We start from the raw sequence: 17,084 nt of genomic DNA on the forward strand, positions 1-17,084 counted from the left end.
GCTCCGCCGCGTGGCGCGAGCAACCACGACGATCCCGCACCCGGAAGAGGCCGAGACATGGCAGACGCGACCACCGAGCCCCTGCTGTCCCCCACGATCGACACAGACGGCGCCCCGTTCTGGGAGTACGCGGCCCAGGGCGAGCTCCGGATACAAGCCTGCACCGCCTGCGGTGAGCTGAGGTTCCCGCCCAGGCCCTGCTGCCCCCACTGCCAGTCCTTCGACAGCGAGTGGCGCCGCATGAGTGGCAGGGGGCGCATCTGGTCCTACGTAAGGCCGCACCCACCCCTGCTCCCCGCGTACGCGGCAAACGCCCCGTACAACGCGATCATCGTCGAGCTGGCCGACGCCCCCCGCATCCGCCTGGTCGGCAACCTCGTCGCCGCCCCGGACGCCCCGCTGAACTCCGTCGACCCCGACCGCCTGCGCATCGGCGCGAAGGTGCAGGTCGCGTTCACCGACGTGGACGGGATCGCGATGCCCCGCTGGCTCCTGGAGCGGCCATGAGCGTGCGTACGGCGATCGACAAGGACACGGGCGTAGCGGTCGTCACGCTGGACCGCCCCGCCCGGCACAACGCCATCGACACCGATACAGCCACACAACTCGTCACAGTCTGGCGGGAGTTCCGCTTCGACGACACCGTGCGGGCGATCGTCCTCACCGGAGCCGGGGAGAAGGCGTTCTGCACGGGCATCGATCGTGACACGGACGTCCCGCAGCCCGGCTCCCCCTACTCGATGGACGATCCGCTCCTCTCCGTCGGCCCCAAGGCCAACGACCTGTGGAAGCCGCTCATCGCCGCCGTCAACGGCATGGCGTGCGGCGGTGCCTTCTATCTTCTGGGCGAGGCGGAGTTCGTCATCGCCGCCGATCACGCCACGTTCTTCGACCCGCACACCACGTACGGCATGGTCAGCGCGTACGAGGCGATCCTCATGGCGCAGCGCATGCCGCTGGGCGAGGCCGCCAGGATGTCGCTGATGGGTACGGCCGAGCGGGTCTCCGCACGGAGGGCGTACGAGACGGGCCTGGTCTCCGAACTCACCTCAGCCGAAGGCCTGTTGGGGGCGGCGACCCACGCGGCCGAGGTCATCGCCTCGTACCCGACCGAGCCGGTCCAGGGCACGGTACGCGCGCTCTGGGCGGCGAAGGAGGCGGCCCGCACCCAGGCCCTGGCCCAGGCACCGCACCTCATCGCGCTCGGCAATCTGCCGCCGGAGCGGCAGGCGGGGCTGTTCACAGGGCGAAGCAGCGGGTTCCGTATCAGGTGAGCGAGGGCAGTAACGGGACCCGGAGCCCCGTCCGCCACCTGGCGGGGTTCATGCACACGGCGTAACGTCACGAGTGGACGGCCGCCGTCCGGAGCCCCTTCCAGAGCTGGTGCGACGGCCGTCACGAGGTGCGGCCCGCGCCCGAGGAGCCCCCAGGTCCGCTAGGACCGAGCGGTGCCAGTCCCCCGCTCCGCGTCCAGCGCGTAAACGCACCGGTCCTTGCTGCACGCGTACACAACGCCATCCCGCACCACCGGCGCCCCGGTGATCTCGCCGCCCGTGGCCAGCTTCCAGCGCAGGCGGCCGTCGTCCGCCTTCAGCGTGTACAGCAGGTGGTCCGTCGAGCCGAAGTGGATACGCCGGTCGGCCACGACGGGGGTGCCGACGACCTCGCCTCCCGCCTGGAACCGCCACTTCGGGGTGCCCGTCACCGCGTCCAGCGTGTAGAGCCCCTTGCCGCTGCCCACGTGGACGTGGCCGTCGGCGACCAGGACCGGCTCGATGGACGCCCGGGACTCCGTGGCGATGCGCCACCGGTCACGGCCGTCCGTGGCGTCGAGGGCGTACACGGTTCCGAGGTAGTCCGCCAGGTACACGCCACCGCCGGTGACGGCAGGACCCGGCGCGAACGCGGGCGGGCACAAGAACGCGGCGGGCGCCTCGAAGTGCCAGCGGACATGGCCCGCGGCCACGTCGATCGCCAGGACACGCGACCCAGCGGACACGTACACGTACCCGTCCTGGGCGGGCGCGAGGCGCACGGGCACGCCGCCGCAGGAGGCCGCGTCGCCGATGGGGTACGACCAGCGCTCGTCGCCCGTGCGGGCCTCCAGGGCGCGCAGGCGCGCGTTCTGCCAGACGTAGACCGTGCCGTCGTGGACGACGGGTCCGGCCTCGGGGGTCTCGAAGTCGGTCTGGGCCCCGGTGATCTCCCAGAGCTTCTCGCCGTTCGCGGCCTCCCACGCCTGTACGCCGCCGCCGCGCGTCCCGGTGACGACGGTGCCGCGGTCGGCTTGCAGGGAGTACACCCAGGCGTCGGTGTTCAGGCGCCACAGGTCGGTGCCGTCGGCGCCGTCGAGGGCGTAGAGCGTGGGGCCGTCCGAGGCGTGGATACGTCCGTCGGCGACCGCCATGGACCAGGCGACGTCCCGCGTCTTGAAGCTGCGGCGGCCCGTGCCGACGTCCAGGGCATGGACCTCGAAGGACGTGACGTAGACGAGGTTCCCCGCCACGGCGGGCGTACCCCACACGTCGTTCGACATCCGGAAGCGCCACGGCCGCCACGCGGCCCCCGCGTCCGGCGCGGCGGTGGGGGCGGGCACGACGGGGTCGGCGCCGTTCACCGCGGCCTTGGACCGCGACCACGAGGCGGCGAGCCCGCCGTCGGTGGGCGGCAGGCTCACGGCGGCGGCCCGTGCGTCGGCCACCCGCGGTCCCGGACCGATCGGCACCTTCGCCCCGGCGAGGTGCACGGGGCCCGCGTCCGGCACGCCCCCGAAGGGCGGCGGCTGCGTCGGCGGAACCGGCGGCGCGTGCTGCGGAGGGGGCGGCGCGACGGCGGGGGCGCCACCGCGGCCGCCGCTGCGGCCGGAGGAGGCGAGCGCGGCCCGTGCGGGCGGGCGGCCGCCCCTGCGGGCCTCGATGAGCGCGACGGCCCGCTCCGGCAGCCACGCGGACGCCGTGCCGCTGTCGCCGTCCTCGCTCTCCGAGGCGAAGAGGTGCGGGGCGAGCTGGGCCTGGAGGTCGGCGGGGCTGGGCCGCAGCGGCGCCTCCATCTGCATGCACGTCTCGATGAGCGGACGCAGCTCCTCCGGGAGTCCCTCCAGGTCAGGGCCTTCGCGGAGCAGCATGAAGACGGTCTCCACGGGGTTCGCCCCGTGGAAGGGCGCGTGCCCGGTGGCGGCGAAGACGAGCATCGAGCCGAGCGAGAAGACGTCACTGGCGCCGGTGACGCTGCGTGAGTCCTTCGCCTGCTCGGGCGACATGTACGCGGGTGTGCCCACGGCGACGTTCGTCATGGTCAGCCGGGTGTTGGAGACGCCGGACGCGATGCCGAAGTCGATCACGCGGGGGCCGTCCTCCACCACGAGGACGTTCGACGGCTTGAGGTCACGGTGGACGAGGCCCGCGCCGTGGATGGACTCCAGGGCCTCGGCGACGCCGGCCGCGAGCCAGCGCACGGCCTGGGTGGGCAGCGGCCCGTGCTCATTCACTATTTCTTCGAGCGAGGGAGCGGGCACGTAGGCGGTGGCCAGCCACGGCACGGCCGCGCGCGGGTCGGCGTCCACGACGGCGGCCGTATAGAAACCGGACACGGCCCGTGCCGCCTCGACCTCGCGCGTGAAGCGGACGCGGAACAGCTGGTCCTCGGCGAGCTCGGTCCTGACCGTCTTGATCGCCACGCGCCGGCCTGACGCGGAGCGCGCGAGGTAGACAAGGCCCATGCCACCGGCTCCGAGCCGGCCGAGCACCTCGAACGGGCCGATCCGCCTCGGATCGTGCTGCGTCAGCTGATCCACCACTTGCCCTGCCACCTCCCCGTACGCGGGCGCCGTATGAGCGGCCCCGTGCAGCGTCTCACCACCGAGCCGCTACGGCGGCACGCACCCTGATTCTTCCTGTCCGGGGCGGTGGTTGCGAACCCGGGGCGGGATCGGGGTGTTGTGGGACAAAGAAGACGCAAGAAGAAGGAGATATGTGAGCGAAACTTGATTCGAACAGGCGAACTATTCGAGCACGGCTCCCCTCCGGCGCGCGAAATCGAGAGAAATACGCCCCGCGATACAGCCCCCAACCCCATTTGCACTCGGCCGAATCGCGCTCCGATCACCCCTCGGTAAGCTGACGGCATGACAGGACAGGTACGTACCGTCGACGGCCGCGTGGCCGGTCGGCGCGGTCAGGCGACGCGTCAGAAGCTGCTCGACTGCCTCAGCGAGATGCTCAGCTCCTCGCCCTACCGGGACGTCAAAGTCATCGACGTCGCCCGGAAGGCGGGGACTTCACCCGCGACCTTCTATCAGTACTTCCCCGACGTAGAGGGCGCCGTCCTCGAAATCGCCGAGCAAATGGCGGCCGAGGGCGCGGAGTTGACCCAGCTCCTCGACGGCCGCTCCTGGGTCGGCAAGGCGGGGTGGCAGACCGCACAGGAGCTGGTCGACGGCTTCCTCGACTTCTGGCGCAAGAACGACGCGATCCTGCGGGTCGTCGATCTGGGCGCCGCCGAGGGCGACAAACGCTTCTACAAGATCCGCATGAAGATCCTGAACTCGGTCAACAACTCCCTTACGGACACGGTCAAGGAGCTCCAGGCCAAGGGCAAGGTCGACAAGGACGTGAGCCCGGCCGCGATGGCGGGTTCCCTGGTGGCCATGCTCGCCGCGGTCGCCTCGCACCAGCGGGGCTTCCAGACCTGGGGCGTCAAGCAGGCCGAACTGAAGCCCAACCTCGCGCTGTTGGTGCATCTGGGCGTAACAGGCAAGAAGCCGACGAAGTAGGGCATCCAGCACATCTCTTCTGACGCTTTCTCAAGTCCTGTCACCTCAGCGGCGGATCACGGCGTACCCGTGATCCGCCGCTGAGTTCGCTTACCGGGCGGCCGGCCCGCTCCCCCTAGTCCGTACGCCGCTCCAGACGGAACAGGCGGATCTCCCGCTCCACACGGGACTGGTACGTCGCGTACGGCGGCCAGAACTTCAGCGTCGCCTCCCAGGCCGCCGCCCGCTCGTCGCCCGCCAACAGCCGCGCCCTGACCGGAATGTCCGCGCCCTGCCAGCTGACGTCGGCATCCGGATGGGCGATGAGGTTGCCGGTCCACGCGGGATGCCCCGGACGGCCGAAGTTGGAGCCGATCAGGATCCAACTCCCCGAGTCCTCCGGCATACAGGCCAAAGGGGTGCGCCGCGGAATCCCGCTCTTGGCGCCGCGCACCGTCAGGATCACCCCCGGCAGCATCTTCGCGCTGAGCAGCACCTTGCCGCGCGTGAGGCGGTGCACCGTGCGGTCCATGGCGGGGATGAAGTGCGGGGCGATCTTCGCGAAGGTCCGGGTGGACGACACCTTCTGCATCAGGCGCACACCGGGCGGCATCAGACGGCCGCCTTCGGCTGCGCTTCGGGCGACGGCGTCTCCGCGGGCGCGAACAGCTCGGCCCGTTCCGCCGCGCGTGCCCGCAGCCGGTGGACGGGCCCGAAGAGCAGTTCGTCGCTCGACGCCCGCTTGAAGTACAGATGCGCCTCGTGCTCCCAGGTGAACCCGATGCCGCCGTGCAGCTGCACGGCCTCCGACGCGGCGGCCCGCAGCGCGTCGAGCGACTGCGCGAGCGCGAGGCCCCCCACCTGTTCGGAACTCCCCACCTGTTCAGTGTCCGCCCCGGCCGCCCACGCCGCGTAGTACGCCGCCGACCGCGCGGCCTGCACCTGCACATACACATCCGCGAGCCGGTGCTTGACGGCCTGGAAGGACCCGATCGCCCGCCCGAACTGCTCGCGCTGCTTGACGTACTCGACGGTCCGCTCAAGGGCCCGGTCCGCGGCGCCCACGGCTTCCGCGGCGAGCACGGTGGCGGCGATGTCACCGACCGCGGCGAGCGCCCCCGGCACATCGGCATCGTCGGCGGCGCCGAGCAACTCGGCTTCCACGTCCCGCAGTTCGATGCGGGCCTGCGACCGGGTCTCGTCGAGGGAGGTCTGCCGGGCCCGTACAAGTCCGGCGGCGCCCTCGCGCACGAGATAGAGGAGCGTACGGGAACGGGCGAAGCCCCCCGTGTGCGCGGCCACGACGAGCAGCCCCGCGCTGTGCCCGTCGAGTACCTGCTCGGCCTGCCCGTAGAGCCGCCAGCCACCGTCACCGTCGCCATCCGAGAGCTTGGCCTGCACGCCGCCCGCACGGCCGCCGCCCGACCAGTCGCCGAGGTTGTCCCCGACGAGGCCGAGCGCGGTGGCGAGCCCGGTGCCGGGCACGGCGAGCGCGGCGGTCAGACCGCCCTCCGCGACGCGGGGCAGCAGCTCCGACCGCTGCTCGTCGGTGCCGAGGCGCTCCAGGAGCGGGGCGACGAGCGCGGCGGTGGCGAAGAGGGGCGAGGGGGTGAGGGCGCGCCCCAGCTCCTCGCTACTGAGGGCGAGCTCCGCCGAGCCGCACCCCACTCCCCCGTACGCCTCGGGGATGGCGATGCCCGGCAGGCCAAGCTGTTCGGCGAGGGCGGACCAGAGGCCGGCGTCGTATCCGGCGGGGGTGCGGACCGCGGTCTTCACCTCGTCCGGCCCGCAGCGTTTGGTGACGAGCTCACGAAGGGTGCGGCGGATTTCTTCCTGCTCCGCGGTGAAGGCGGCGTCCATCGGCGGGCTCCTCCCCCGGGTCGCGGCCGTGCCTCTCGGCGCCGTGCACGAGGGCGACCCGACCCGGATCTGACGGGTCGTCATGCTAAGACGGCACCCGCCAGATGCACAGGCCCGCGACGACACGTAACACCTCCCTGCGCCACCCGTACCTGATGTACCGTCAGATTCATGCCAACTCCCCTCGCCGCAAGCCACCGTGAGACGGCAGCTCGCCCCCGCAAGGTGGCCGTCGTCGGCATATCCCTCTCCGACTGCGGTCGCGTCGACGAGGCCACCCCCTACGCCCTGCACGCCCAGGCGGCCCGCCGAGCACTGGCCGACTCGGGCCTCGGCCGCGAGGCCATCGACGGCATCGCGTCCGCGGGCCTCGGCACGCTCGCCCCGGTCGAGGTCGCCGAGTACCTCGGCCTGAAGCCGCGCTGGGTCGACTCCACCTCCGTCGGCGGCTCCACCTGGGAGGTCATGGCAGGCCACGCGGCGGACGCGATCGCGGCGGGGCGCGCCAACGCCGTACTCCTCGTGTACGGGTCGACGGCGAGGGCGGACATCAAGGCGAGCCGGCGCACGTCGAACCTGTCGTTCGGCGCGCGCGGACCCCTCCAGTTCGAGGTCCCGTACGGCCACTCCCTGATCGCCAAGTACGCGATGGCCGCGCGCCGCCACATGCACGAGTACGGCACGACGCTCGAACAGCTCGCCTCCGTCGCGGTCCAGGCACGGGCGAACGCCGCGACCAACCCCGACGCGATGTACCGCGACCCGATCACGGTCGACGAGGTGCTCGGCGGCCCGATGATCGCGGACCCGTTCACCAAGCTGCACTGCTGCATACGTTCCGACGGCGGATGCGCGGTGCTCCTCGCGGCGGAGGAGTACGTGGCCGACTGTGCCTCCACCCCCGTCTGGGTGCTCGGCACGGGCGAGCACGTCTCGCACACGACGATGTCGGAGTGGGAGGACTTCACGGTCTCCCCAGCGGCGGTGAGCGGCCGCCTCGCCTTCGAACGGGCCGGGGTGCGCCCCGAGGACGTCGACGTGGCGGAGATCTACGACGCCTTCACCTACATGACCCTGGTGACGCTTGAGGACCTGGGGTTCTGCGCGAAGGGCGAGGGCGGCGCCTTCGTGGAGAAGGGCCGCCTGCTGCGGGACGGCGAGCTGCCGACGAACACGGACGGCGGGGGCCTTTCGGCCCAACACCCCGGAATGCGGGGTCTGTTCCTGCTGGTGGAGGCGGTGCGACAGCTGCGCGGCGAGGCGGGCGAGGGCCGCCAGGTGCGGAAGGCGGGGGGAAGACTCCCGGAGGTGGCGGTGGCTTCGGGGACGGGCGGGTGGTTCTGCTCGTCGGGGACGGTGGTGTTGGGGCGGTGAAGCGTGAGGGGGCGGCGACTCTCCGGAGTACGTGGTGGCCGCTCTTCAGGGTGCGCGGTGGGGGCCCCGGGGTGCGTGGTGGCCGCTCTCCGGGGTGCGCGGTGGCGACTCTCCGGGGTGCGTGGTGGCCGCTCTTCGGGGTGCGCGGTGGTGACCCCCGGGGTGCGCCATTGCCCTCGCGTAGATTCGCCGGATGGACGACACCGACACCAGGCCTGATGACACCGCCCACGGCCGCGCCCTCCTCCGCGCCCTCCGCGTCTGGGACACCGAACTGCCCCCGTTCGACCCGGCGACCGCCCCCGCCGACCCGCTCCCCCTGTTCTGGCAGTGGTTCGTGGACGTGGCCGAGGCGGGCCAGGTGGAGCCGCACACGATGACCCTGGCCACGGCGGACGAGTCGGGCCGCCCCGACGTGCGGACGCTGATGCTGCACGACGCGGACGCGGCCGGCTGGCACTTCGGCTCGCACGCGGGCAGCGCGAAGGGCCGCCAGCTCGCGGCGCGCCCCGATGCCGCGCTCGGGTTCTACTGGCCCGTCCAGGGCCGTCAGGTCCGGGTGCGGGGCCGGGTCACGACAGCGAGCGCCACCGAGAGCCGCGCCGATCTCGCCCGCCGTTCGCCCGGGGCACTGGCGTCGGCACTGGTCGGCAGGCAGAGCGAAGTGCTGCCTTCGTACGGGGATCTGGTGGCCGCCAGCCAGGCCGCCTGGGAGCACGCGCAGGCGGAGCCCGACGCCCCGGCGCCGAGCTGGACGCTGTACGTACTCGAACCGGCGGAGGTCGAGTTCTTCCAGGGGGAGGCGCGGCGCCGGCACGTGCGGCTGCGGTACCGGAGGGAGTCGGACGGAAGCTGGGTCAAGGAGCTGCTGTGGCCGTGAAGGTCACCGCGTCACCGCGTGAAGCGGTCACCGCGTGAAGCCGTACTGAGTGAAGTCCCGCACCGGGCTGAACCCGAGCCGCTGGTAAAGCTCGTTGCTGGTCGGATTGTCGACGTCGGTGAAGAGCAGCACCTCGTCCGCGCCCGCCGCCAGCGCGGCACGGCTCACCACGGTGGTGACCGCGCCCGCGTAGCCCCGCCCGCGCAGGTGGGCCGGGGTGTAGACGGGGGCGATCCGGACCTGGCCCGCGACCTGCCGGGTGTTGCCCGCCATGGCGACAGGGGCGCCGTCCGGTGTCTCCCAGAGGGTGACGCCTCCGTAGGCGATACGGGCGTCGGCCCATTCGCCGGCGTCCATCGCGGCCTTCTCCCCGATGGCCTCGTGAAACTCCCCGTGCCAGCGCGCGAGCAGCTCCCGGTCGGCGCCGGTGGCGACGCGCGCGCCGCCTGCCGGTGAGGGCAAGGGCGGGGTGAGGGTGCCGAGGCGGTACAGCCGCTGTGGGTAGTGGACGACGGGGGTGGCGTTCGTCCGCCGCTGCCAGGCGGCCGAGAACGCGCCCGCGGTGGCGCTCTCGGCTCCGATCCCGGCAGGCGCGAGGCCCGCGTCGGCGAGCACTCCGGCGAGCTCGTCGGCCGCGGCAGCGTCGGCGAGCGGACTGAGGGCGGGGAAGTGCGGCGGGGTCCACAGGAAGGCACCGCTCACGGCGCCCTCACCATCGGCGCGGATTCCGAAGAGGGGGTCTTCCTTCCCGTACACATGGAGCCCGCGCGTGCGCAGCATGTCGGTGACGCTGAGCAGCGCGGTGTGCAGGGCGGGCGCCGAGTGCAGGAAGGCCGCCGCGCGCGAATGGAACTCGTCGAGGTCGGCGGTCAACTGCCAGGCAGGATGGCCGGCATGCTCGGCATGGTCGGATTGACTGGGGTACCCGGGACGCGGAGAAGAGTCCATGGGTCATGATCCCGCACGGCACGCTCCCAGCCGAAACGGTTTTCGACGCCCACGGATGTCAGGCCGACCGCGACCGCCGCCGCGCCCTCGGCACCCTCGCGCTCATACCGGCACAACCGTGAGGTGCCGGTCGAGCCCCTTGAAGTCGGCCACGTTCCGCGTGTAGAGCGGCAAGCCTTCGGCCGAGGCGATCGCGGCAATCATCAGGTCGAGCCTTCGGGGGCGGGGGTCCCGATCGGCCGCGATGATCAAAGAAACCAGCGTGCCGTACCGCGCGGCAGCGGCTCCATCGAACGGCATCGGATCGAAAGCGGACAGCGCGTCCGCCAGCCTCTCCACACGAGCGGCCCGCGCGACCGGGTCCTTGGCCATGGCGACTCCTTGTTGCAGCTCCGCCATGGTCACAGCTGTCAACCGCACTCTCACCGGCAGCACGGCAGGCTCGAGGTCCCCGAGGTCGATGTATGCACACGTGTCGAGCACGCCGATCGGATGTCGCTCAGTCACGCACGCGCTCCCATGGATCGTCCTCCCCGACGCGATCCTCAGCCCCGAAGAACGCGTCGGACTCCCGCCGCATCTGCTCGTGGTCGACGTGAGGCAACCTGCGTGCCCTCTTCACAAGTTCCTCGGCAGTGAGGTCACGCCTGCGTACGACAGGGCGCAGCTCTGCGACCTCTACGCCGTTACGCGTGATGTGGTACGTCTCGCCGGCCTCCACCGCGTCCATGACGGCGGCGGAATTGTTCCGGAGCTCGCGCTGGGTGATCGTCTTCGCAGGCTCTATCACGTCCGTCATTCTTCGAAGGTAGCACGGTGCGCTACGGCGTGCTACGCAGCCTGAAGACGGGCACGGCAGCGCCGCCCTCCTGGCAGCGGAACGTCACCTTCAGCGCCATCCCGATCCGCAGCTCACCCTCCTCGCAGTCGACGATCTCCGTCATCATGCGCGGACCTTCGGCGAGGTCGACGACCGCTGCGACGTACGGGACGCGGGTGCCGAACGGTGGCAGGTCGTTCCGGTGGACCACGGACCAGGTGTAGAGCGTGGCGCGACCGCTCGCCCGCTCCCAGGTGCCGTCCTCGCTCCAGCAGTGCGGGCAGAACTCGCGCGGGTAGTGGTGCGCCTTGCCGCAGCCCTCGCAGCGGCGGATCAGCAGATGTCCCTCGGCCGCCGCGTCCCAGTAGGGGCGGGTGAAGGCGTCGGGCTCGGGGAGGTCGAAGCGCGGGGTCGCGGAACTCGAAGTACTCATGCGGGCGACTTCTCCCAGGCCGGTACGGGCTTCTGACGGTACGTCAGTTCAGGTACGTCAGTTCAACGCATGCCCGACGCGTGCGCAAGAGGCGTACGCATGAGGGCGTACGTCGCGGGGGCCCGCCGACGTGGCGCGAAACCCACGGGCAGAGGGCGCACCGCGTACACCCGTGATCAATTCGCAACCGGTTTGGGGCTTGACCGTCCCCCATCAAGTGACCACGTGATTACTCTCAGGTCCATGGCCGACACCACTCCCCCACAAGCGCCACAGCAAGACCGCCCTGTGTACGTCGTCGGCGGCGGACCCGGCGGGCTCTCCGCCGCGGCCGCGCTGCGTGCTCGCGGCATACGCGCGGTCGTGCTCGAGAAGTCCGACCAGATCGGCGCCTCCTGGCGCACGCACTACGACCGCCTGCACCTGCACACGACGCGCCGCCTCTCCGCCCTGCCGGGGCTCGCGATACCGCGCTCCTTCGGGCGCTGGGTTTCACGTGACAACGTCCTGCGTTACCTGGAGAAGTACGCCGAGTTCCACCAGCTGGAGATCGTCACCGGCGTCGAGGTCTCCCGCCTGGAGCGGGCGGCCGACGGCACCGGATGGCTCCTGCACGCCACCGGAGGACGGGAGTTGACCGGCAGCGCGGTGGTGATCGCCACCGGGTACAACCACACGCCCCACCTGCCGGACTGGCCCGGCCGCGACACGTACTCAGGCGAACTCGTGCAGGCGAGCGACTACCGCGACCCCGGCCCTTACGAGGGCAAGGACGTCCTGGTCGTGGGCGTCGGCAACACCGGCGCCGAGATCGCCGTCGACCTCGTCGCGGGCGGCGCGGCCCGCGTCCGCCTCGCGGTGCGCACCGCGCCGCACATCGTCCGCCGGTCCACGGCGGGCTGGCCGGCACAGCGCACGGGCATCCTGTGCCGCAGGCTGCCCGTCCCGCTCGTGGACCGCCTCGCGGGCCCGATCGCGAAGGTGAGCGTCCCCGACCTGTCCGCGCAGGGGCTGCCCCGCCCGGACACCGGCCTGTACTCGCGCGTCAAGGAGGGTGCGATCCCGGTCCAGGACGTGGGCCTCATCGACGCGGTGCGCAAGGGCAAGGTCGAACCGGTCGCCGCCGTCGACTCCTTCGAGGACGGCAAGGTCGTCCTGGCCGACGGCACCCGGATCGGCCCCGAGGCGGTCATCGCGGCCACGGGCTACCGCCGCGCCCTGGAACCGCTCCTCGGCGACCTCGGCGTACTCGACGAGAAGGGCGCCCCGCTCGTCCGAGGCGCCCGCACCCCGAAGTCGGCTCCCGGCCTCTACTTCACCGGCTTCACGAACCCCATCAGCGGAATGCTGCGAGAAATGGCCCTGGACGCCGACAAAATCGCAAAGGCGATCACAAGAACACTGACCACGCACCACTGACGACCAACGCCCTATGGGGCGCGCCCCACTGACGGGCAAGGCCCCAAAGGGGCGCGCCCCATAGGGGCGCGGGGAACTGCGCGACCAGCCAAGACGACGCCGCAGACACCCGACGAACACTTCGCGCCCCAAAGGGGCGCGGGGAACTGCGCGACCAGCCAGAACGAACCCGCACCCACCCCACAACCCTTCACAAACCCCCCAGTGGCCGATACTGCCCCCTCCCGGCGCCCCCGCCCCAGGAGGGGGAGTAGCGCCCCAGGGCACCTGGGTACTGCTAAAGGGCCGCCCCAACTCTTCGTGCAGCACTGTTCCTGACACAGCGTCAGTTCAGTAATCTGACTATGCGTCAGTTGACTTCCTTTCCCACAGGAGCGGGCGGACCGATGCTTGGATCGACATACGGCACCTTCACCACCGACCCCCGCCGCGCGCGTGTTGTGGCCTGCGGCGAAGCCCCGGCACCCGCCGTCCACGGACAGGCCGCCACGGCGGACGACCTGGACGTCAGCGGACGCCCCCTGCACGCCGACGTACCGGATCTGGACCGGTTCTTCCGGCCCGAGTCCGTCGCCGTCGTCGGCGCTTCGGACGCCGAAGGGCGGCCGAACACCGGCATCACGCGTCAGCTCATGGACTGGGCCGAGCGGGGCGGTGCCCGGCTGCATCCCGTGCACCCCACCCGTCAGTCCGTCTTCGGCACCCCCTGTTTCCCCTCCGTCGCCGACCTGCCGGAACAGGTCGATCTGGCCGTACTGCTCGTCAGTGACCCCCTTCCCCTGATCGAGGAACTCGCCGAGTCCAAGGTGAAGTTCGCCGTCGCCTTCGCCTCCGGCTTCGCCGAGACCGGCGAGGAGGGCGCGGCGGCCCAGGCCCGCCTGGCCGCCGCCGTGGAGCGCTCGGGGCTGCGGCTGCTCGGGCCCAACACCAACCTCAACGCCTTCGAGAAGTTCCGCGACGACCTCGAAGGCCCCGCGATCGCCCTGATCACCCAGTCCGGACACCAGGGGCGCCCCGTCTTCACGATGCAGGAGATCGGCGTACGCCTCTCGCACTGGGCGCCCACCGGCAACGAAGCCGACCTGGAGACCTCCGACTTCATCTCCTACTTCGCCGAACGCCCCGAGGTCGGAGCCATCGCCTGTTACGTCGAGGGCCTCAAGGACGGCCGCTCCTTCCTGCTCGCCGCCGACCGCGCCGCCCAGCGCGGCGTGCCCGTCGTCGCGGTCAAGGTCGGCCGCACCGAGACCGGCGCCCGCATGGCCGCCTCACACACCGGCAAGCTCACCGGCGCGGACACGGTCGTCGACGCGGCGATGCGGCAGTACGGCGTGATCCGCGTGGACGGGCTCGACGAACTCCAGGACACATCAGCCCTGTTGGCGCGCGCGAGGCCTCCGCAGGCCGAGGGCGTCGTCGTCTATTCGATCTCGGGCGGCACGGGCGCGCACTTCTCGGACATGGCGACCGAGGCGGGGCTGCGGCTTCCCGCGCTCTCGGACGCCAAGCAGGCGGAGCTGCACCAGTGGATACCGGACTACCTGAACGTCGCCAACCCCGTCGACAACGGCGGGCACCCGGTGGGCGACTGGCGCGGCCGGAAGATCATCGATGCGATCCTGGACGACCCGGAGGTGGGGGTGCTCATCTGCCCCATCACCGGGCCCTTTCCACCCATGAGCGACAAACTCGCGCAGGACCTGGTGGACGCGGCGGAGCAGACGGACAAGCTGGTGTGCGTGGTGTGGGGCTCGCCCGTCGGCACCGAGGAGGCCTACCGTACGACGCTGCTCGGTTCGTCTCGCGTCGCCACCTTCCGCACCTTCGCCAACTGCATCACGGCGGTGCGCGCCTATCTGGACCACCATCGGTTCACGACCCGCTACCGCTCCCCCTTCGCCGACGCACCGCGCACGGCCTCGCCCTCCTTCCGCAAGGCCCAGGCCCTGATGCGGTCCGGTCAGCAGCTGAGCGAGCACGCGGCGAAGCAGCTGCTGCGCGCGTACGGGATTCGCGTACCGCGCGAGCAGTTGGTGACCAGTGCGGCGGCGGCCGTGCGGGCGGCGGGGCTCGTCGGCTATCCGGTGGTGATGAAGGCGTCCGGGGCGCGGCTCGCCCACAAGAGCGAACTGGGCCTGGTGAAGGTCGGTCTGACCTCGGCCAGTCAGGTGCGGGACGCCTACCGGGAGCTGACCGACATCGCCCGCTACGAAGGGATCGCGCTGGACGGCGTACTGGTCTGCCAGATGGTGGAGCGGGGCGTCGAGATGGTGGTGGGCGTGACGCAGGACGAGCTGTTCGGGCCGACGGTGACCGTGGGCCTCGGCGGTGTTCTTGTGGAAGTCCTGCGGGATGTGGCCGTGCGGGTGCCGCCCTTCGGGGAGTCCCAGGCGTTGACGATGCTCTCCGAACTGCGGGGGCGTGCGTTGCTGGACGGGGTCCGTGGGGCGCCCCCCGCCGACATCGATGCGCTCGTCGAAGTCGTCCTGCGGGTACAGAGGATGGCGCTTGAGCTTGGCGATGAGCTGGCGGAGCTGGATATCAACCCTCTGATGGTGTTGCCGCGGGGGCAGGGGGCTGTCGCGCTGGACGCCTTGGCCGTCTGCCGGTGAGTTGGTTCTCAGGACGCCGCTTCGCGGCGAATCTCTCCCGCCCACCCACCCGAGCACCCCGCAGCGAAATGGAGCCGATCCACCCATGACTACCTCCCCCGAACGTCCAGTTGATCCCCTCGACTCATTGGTACTCCACGCCACTGACAACGGCGTCTCGTGGATCACGCTCAATCGGCCCGAGGCCATGAACGCCGTCACCTGGGACCAGCGCGAACGCGTCATCTCGCTGCTCGCCGACGCGTCGTCCGACCCCGGCGTCCGCGCCGTCGTGATCACCGCCACCGGCAAGGGCTTCTGCGCGGGCGCCGATCTGCGCGGAGCCCCCGCCACCGCCGAGCGCGTGCCCGGTGACGTGGCCCGCACGATCAAGCTGGGCGCCCAGCGTCTCATCGCCGCCGTCCTGGACTGCGAGAAGCCGGTGATCGCCGCGGTGAACGGGACCGCGGCCGGGATCGGCGCGCATCTCGCGTTCGCCTGCGATCTCGTCGTCGCCGCCGAACAGGCCAAGTTCATCGAGGTGTTCGTCCGCCGGGGCCTGGTGCCGGACGGCGGCGGGGCCTATCTGCTGCCGCGTCTTGTCGGTCCGCAGCGGGCCAAGGAGCTGATGTTCTTCGGGGACTCCGTACCGGCCGCGGACGCCGAACGGCTCGGGCTCGTCAATCGCGTCGTACCCGCCGACGAACTGGAGAAGACGGCCCGCGCCTGGGCGGAACGCCTCGCGACGGGGCCGACCCGCGCCATCGCCCTGACCAAGCAGCTGGTCAACGCCTCCCTCGAATCGGACCGCGCGACAGCCTTCGCGGCGGAGGCCGCGGCGCAGGAGATCAACATGACGACGGCGGACGCGAACGAGGGAGTCACCAGCTTCATGGAACGACGCTCACCGTCGTACGAGGGCCGCTGAGGCTGCCTCAAGACCACCCGAAGCGAAAGGCAGCCTCAGTCCTTCACCAGTTTCTCGATCTCGGGGGCGTCCGGGTCGCCGGACGTCACGAACAGCTCGGGGGCGTCCTCCGTGCCGCCGATCGACCAGGCCCGCGAGCCCTGGCAACCGTCCAGCTCTATGTCGACCATGGGCCGGCCGTCGGTGTCGTCGACGCCGATCGTCCAGGTGCCGGTCACTTCACAGCCCGAAAGCCCCGTCTCGTCCAGGACGTCGTCGGGGGCGACGATGCCGGACTCGTACTCCTCGTCGGCCGGAAGCTCCGCGAACTCGGCGCGCCCGTCCGCCGTCAGCTTCAGCACCGCTCTGTCACCGTCCTCGTCCCGCCACACCCCGGCGAGCTGCTCGCCGCTGAGCCGCGGCGGCTCGTACTCCTTGATGAGTCCCGTGGCGGTGGCCACACCGGCCGCCGCCATGAGCATCACGCACAGCCCGACCGAGGCGAGCCCCGACCGGAACCAGATTCTGCGCAGCCGCACGGGCCCCTCACCCGCCCGCCTCTCCCAGTACGCGAGGGCCAGCGCGGGCAGCACCCCGCCGGCCGCCCCCCACAGCATCGGTTCGACGAACGGTCCGCCCAGAGCGGCGAAGAGGAGCCCCCACCCCGCACCCGGCAGCAGTTGGGCACCGAGCACCCAAGCCCACTCCGGGCCCCGTCCGGCCTTCCGCCGCGCCGCCCGCCCGATGAGCGTCGCCGGAACGACCTGCACGCACGCGTGCACCAGGCCGAGGACCGGAAGGAGCAGCGGCAGGAAGAGGGCGACGCAGGCCAGGCCGATGGCGCCACCCTCGGCTGCCCCGTAGCTGTCGTTGTCCAGGGAGAGCACGAAGGCGACCACTCCGGCCGCGGGCAGCTGAGCGGCGCACGCCGCGCTGGCCGCAGCCATTCCGCCGCCCCAGGGGTCCCTGGCGCCGTCCCAGGGGTCCCTGGCGCCGTCCCAGGGGTCCCTGGCGCCGTCCCGTGTGTCCCCCCACTTCATGGGCTGAAGATACGCGGGCGCTCGCACCGCCGATGAGGCAGCCCGCGCCCCTTCCCATCTGA

Annotated in this window: 16 protein-coding genes; 8 read left to right on the forward strand and 8 right to left on the reverse strand. The window is 71.5% G+C overall.

What is annotated here, in order from left to right:
* Positions 1-57: 57 nt before the first annotated feature.
* On the forward strand, positions 58-507 hold the full coding sequence (locus tag E5671_RS21830; RefSeq protein WP_160505646.1) for a Zn-ribbon domain-containing OB-fold protein: 450 nt from the start codon (positions 58-60) through the stop codon (positions 505-507).
* Complete coding sequence (locus E5671_RS21835; RefSeq protein ID WP_160505647.1) at positions 504-1,274, forward strand: enoyl-CoA hydratase/isomerase family protein; 771 nt, start codon at positions 504-506, stop codon at positions 1,272-1,274. The genes E5671_RS21830 and E5671_RS21835 overlap by 4 nt, the downstream gene beginning before the upstream one ends.
* A gap of 161 nt (positions 1,275-1,435) precedes the next feature.
* Here the strand turns inward: E5671_RS21835 and E5671_RS21840 are convergent, their stop codons facing one another.
* On the reverse strand, positions 1,436-3,796 hold the full coding sequence (locus tag E5671_RS21840; RefSeq protein ID WP_336605813.1) for a serine/threonine-protein kinase: 2,361 nt from the start codon (positions 3,794-3,796) through the stop codon (positions 1,436-1,438).
* A gap of 327 nt (positions 3,797-4,123) precedes the next feature.
* Between E5671_RS21840 and E5671_RS21845 the strand changes: the two genes are divergently transcribed.
* Complete coding sequence (locus E5671_RS21845) at positions 4,124-4,771, forward strand: TetR family transcriptional regulator (RefSeq protein ID WP_135335578.1); 648 nt, start codon at positions 4,124-4,126, stop codon at positions 4,769-4,771.
* 115 nt (positions 4,772-4,886) lie between these two features.
* Here E5671_RS21845 and E5671_RS21850 read toward each other — a convergent pair whose 3' ends face one another.
* Entirely contained in the window at positions 4,887-5,363 is a 477-nt protein-coding gene (locus E5671_RS21850) for a nitroreductase family deazaflavin-dependent oxidoreductase (protein WP_160505648.1), read from the reverse strand.
* Positions 5,363-6,610: an acyl-CoA dehydrogenase family protein gene (locus E5671_RS21855; RefSeq protein ID WP_160505649.1), complete on the reverse strand. Its 1,248-nt coding sequence runs from the start codon at positions 6,608-6,610 to the stop codon at positions 5,363-5,365. The genes E5671_RS21850 and E5671_RS21855 overlap by 1 nt, the downstream gene beginning before the upstream one ends.
* 171 nt (positions 6,611-6,781) lie before the next feature.
* Between E5671_RS21855 and E5671_RS21860 the strand changes: the two genes are divergently transcribed.
* The gene (locus tag E5671_RS21860; RefSeq protein WP_160505650.1) at positions 6,782-7,984 is read left to right on the forward strand and encodes a thiolase C-terminal domain-containing protein; all 1,203 of its coding nucleotides are present in this window, start codon (positions 6,782-6,784) and stop codon (positions 7,982-7,984) included.
* A gap of 193 nt (positions 7,985-8,177) precedes the next feature.
* Positions 8,178-8,864, forward strand: coding sequence for a pyridoxine/pyridoxamine 5'-phosphate oxidase (locus E5671_RS21865; RefSeq protein ID WP_160505651.1), 687 nt, complete (start codon positions 8,178-8,180; stop codon positions 8,862-8,864).
* A 27-nt stretch (positions 8,865-8,891) separates the two neighbouring features.
* Here E5671_RS21865 and E5671_RS21870 read toward each other — a convergent pair whose 3' ends face one another.
* The 4 genes from E5671_RS21870 to E5671_RS21885 all read right to left on the reverse strand — a co-directional run bounded on the left by E5671_RS21870 (position 8,892) and on the right by E5671_RS21885 (position 11,065).
* Complete coding sequence (locus tag E5671_RS21870) at positions 8,892-9,812, reverse strand: GNAT family N-acetyltransferase (RefSeq protein ID WP_160505652.1); 921 nt, start codon at positions 9,810-9,812, stop codon at positions 8,892-8,894.
* 102 nt (positions 9,813-9,914) lie between these two features.
* Positions 9,915-10,319 (reverse strand): type II toxin-antitoxin system VapC family toxin, encoded by a 405-nt coding sequence (locus tag E5671_RS21875; RefSeq protein ID WP_160505653.1) that lies wholly within the window; start codon positions 10,317-10,319, stop codon positions 9,915-9,917.
* Positions 10,312-10,611, reverse strand: coding sequence for a type II toxin-antitoxin system Phd/YefM family antitoxin (locus E5671_RS21880; protein ID WP_160505654.1), 300 nt, complete (start codon positions 10,609-10,611; stop codon positions 10,312-10,314). The genes E5671_RS21875 and E5671_RS21880 overlap by 8 nt, the downstream gene beginning before the upstream one ends.
* Positions 10,612-10,633: 22 nt before the next feature.
* Entirely contained in the window at positions 10,634-11,065 is a 432-nt protein-coding gene (locus E5671_RS21885; RefSeq protein ID WP_160505655.1) for a Zn-ribbon domain-containing OB-fold protein, read from the reverse strand.
* A 243-nt stretch (positions 11,066-11,308) separates the two neighbouring features.
* Here E5671_RS21885 and E5671_RS21890 point away from each other — a divergent pair, with 243 nt between their 5' ends.
* The 3 genes from E5671_RS21890 to E5671_RS21900 all read left to right on the forward strand — a co-directional run bounded on the left by E5671_RS21890 (position 11,309) and on the right by E5671_RS21900 (position 16,003).
* Entirely contained in the window at positions 11,309-12,484 is a 1,176-nt protein-coding gene (locus tag E5671_RS21890) for a flavin-containing monooxygenase (protein ID WP_160505656.1), read from the forward strand.
* 386 nt (positions 12,485-12,870) lie between these two features.
* Entirely contained in the window at positions 12,871-15,096 is a 2,226-nt protein-coding gene (locus E5671_RS21895; RefSeq protein ID WP_160505657.1) for an acetate--CoA ligase family protein, read from the forward strand.
* An 85-nt stretch (positions 15,097-15,181) separates the two neighbouring features.
* Positions 15,182-16,003, forward strand: a complete 822-nt coding sequence (locus tag E5671_RS21900; RefSeq protein ID WP_160505658.1) for an enoyl-CoA hydratase/isomerase family protein — start codon at positions 15,182-15,184, stop codon at positions 16,001-16,003.
* Between the two features lie 35 nt (positions 16,004-16,038).
* Here the strand turns inward: E5671_RS21900 and E5671_RS21905 are convergent, their stop codons facing one another.
* Positions 16,039-17,022 (reverse strand): hypothetical protein, encoded by a 984-nt coding sequence (locus E5671_RS21905; protein WP_160505659.1) that lies wholly within the window; start codon positions 17,020-17,022, stop codon positions 16,039-16,041.
* Positions 17,023-17,084 lie beyond the last annotated feature (62 nt).

It is taken from the genome of Streptomyces sp. BA2, from assembly GCF_009769735.1.
Classification (GTDB): Bacteria; Actinomycetota; Actinomycetes; order Streptomycetales; family Streptomycetaceae; genus Streptomyces.

Coding starts and splice junctions, on each gene's coding strand:
- E5671_RS21835 (WP_160505647.1), top strand. CDS start 504: ATGAGCGTGCGTACGGCGATCGACAAGGACACGGGCGTAGCGGTCGTC.
- E5671_RS21880 (WP_160505654.1), bottom strand. CDS start 10,611: ATGACGGACGTGATAGAGCCTGCGAAGACGATCACCCAGCGCGAGCTC.
- E5671_RS21830 (WP_160505646.1), top strand. CDS start 58: ATGGCAGACGCGACCACCGAGCCCCTGCTGTCCCCCACGATCGACACA.
- E5671_RS21865 (WP_160505651.1), top strand. CDS start 8,178: ATGGACGACACCGACACCAGGCCTGATGACACCGCCCACGGCCGCGCC.
- E5671_RS21900 (WP_160505658.1), top strand. CDS start 15,182: ATGACTACCTCCCCCGAACGTCCAGTTGATCCCCTCGACTCATTGGTA.
- E5671_RS21850 (WP_160505648.1), bottom strand. CDS start 5,363: ATGCCGCCCGGTGTGCGCCTGATGCAGAAGGTGTCGTCCACCCGGACC.
- E5671_RS21905 (WP_160505659.1), bottom strand. CDS start 17,022: ATGAAGTGGGGGGACACACGGGACGGCGCCAGGGACCCCTGGGACGGC.
- E5671_RS21895 (WP_160505657.1), top strand. CDS start 12,871: ATGCTTGGATCGACATACGGCACCTTCACCACCGACCCCCGCCGCGCG.
- E5671_RS21885 (WP_160505655.1), bottom strand. CDS start 11,065: ATGAGTACTTCGAGTTCCGCGACCCCGCGCTTCGACCTCCCCGAGCCC.
- E5671_RS21860 (WP_160505650.1), top strand. CDS start 6,782: ATGCCAACTCCCCTCGCCGCAAGCCACCGTGAGACGGCAGCTCGCCCC.
- E5671_RS21845 (WP_135335578.1), top strand. CDS start 4,124: ATGACAGGACAGGTACGTACCGTCGACGGCCGCGTGGCCGGTCGGCGC.
- E5671_RS21855 (WP_160505649.1), bottom strand. CDS start 6,610: ATGGACGCCGCCTTCACCGCGGAGCAGGAAGAAATCCGCCGCACCCTT.
- E5671_RS21870 (WP_160505652.1), bottom strand. CDS start 9,812: ATGGACTCTTCTCCGCGTCCCGGGTACCCCAGTCAATCCGACCATGCC.
- E5671_RS21890 (WP_160505656.1), top strand. CDS start 11,309: ATGGCCGACACCACTCCCCCACAAGCGCCACAGCAAGACCGCCCTGTG.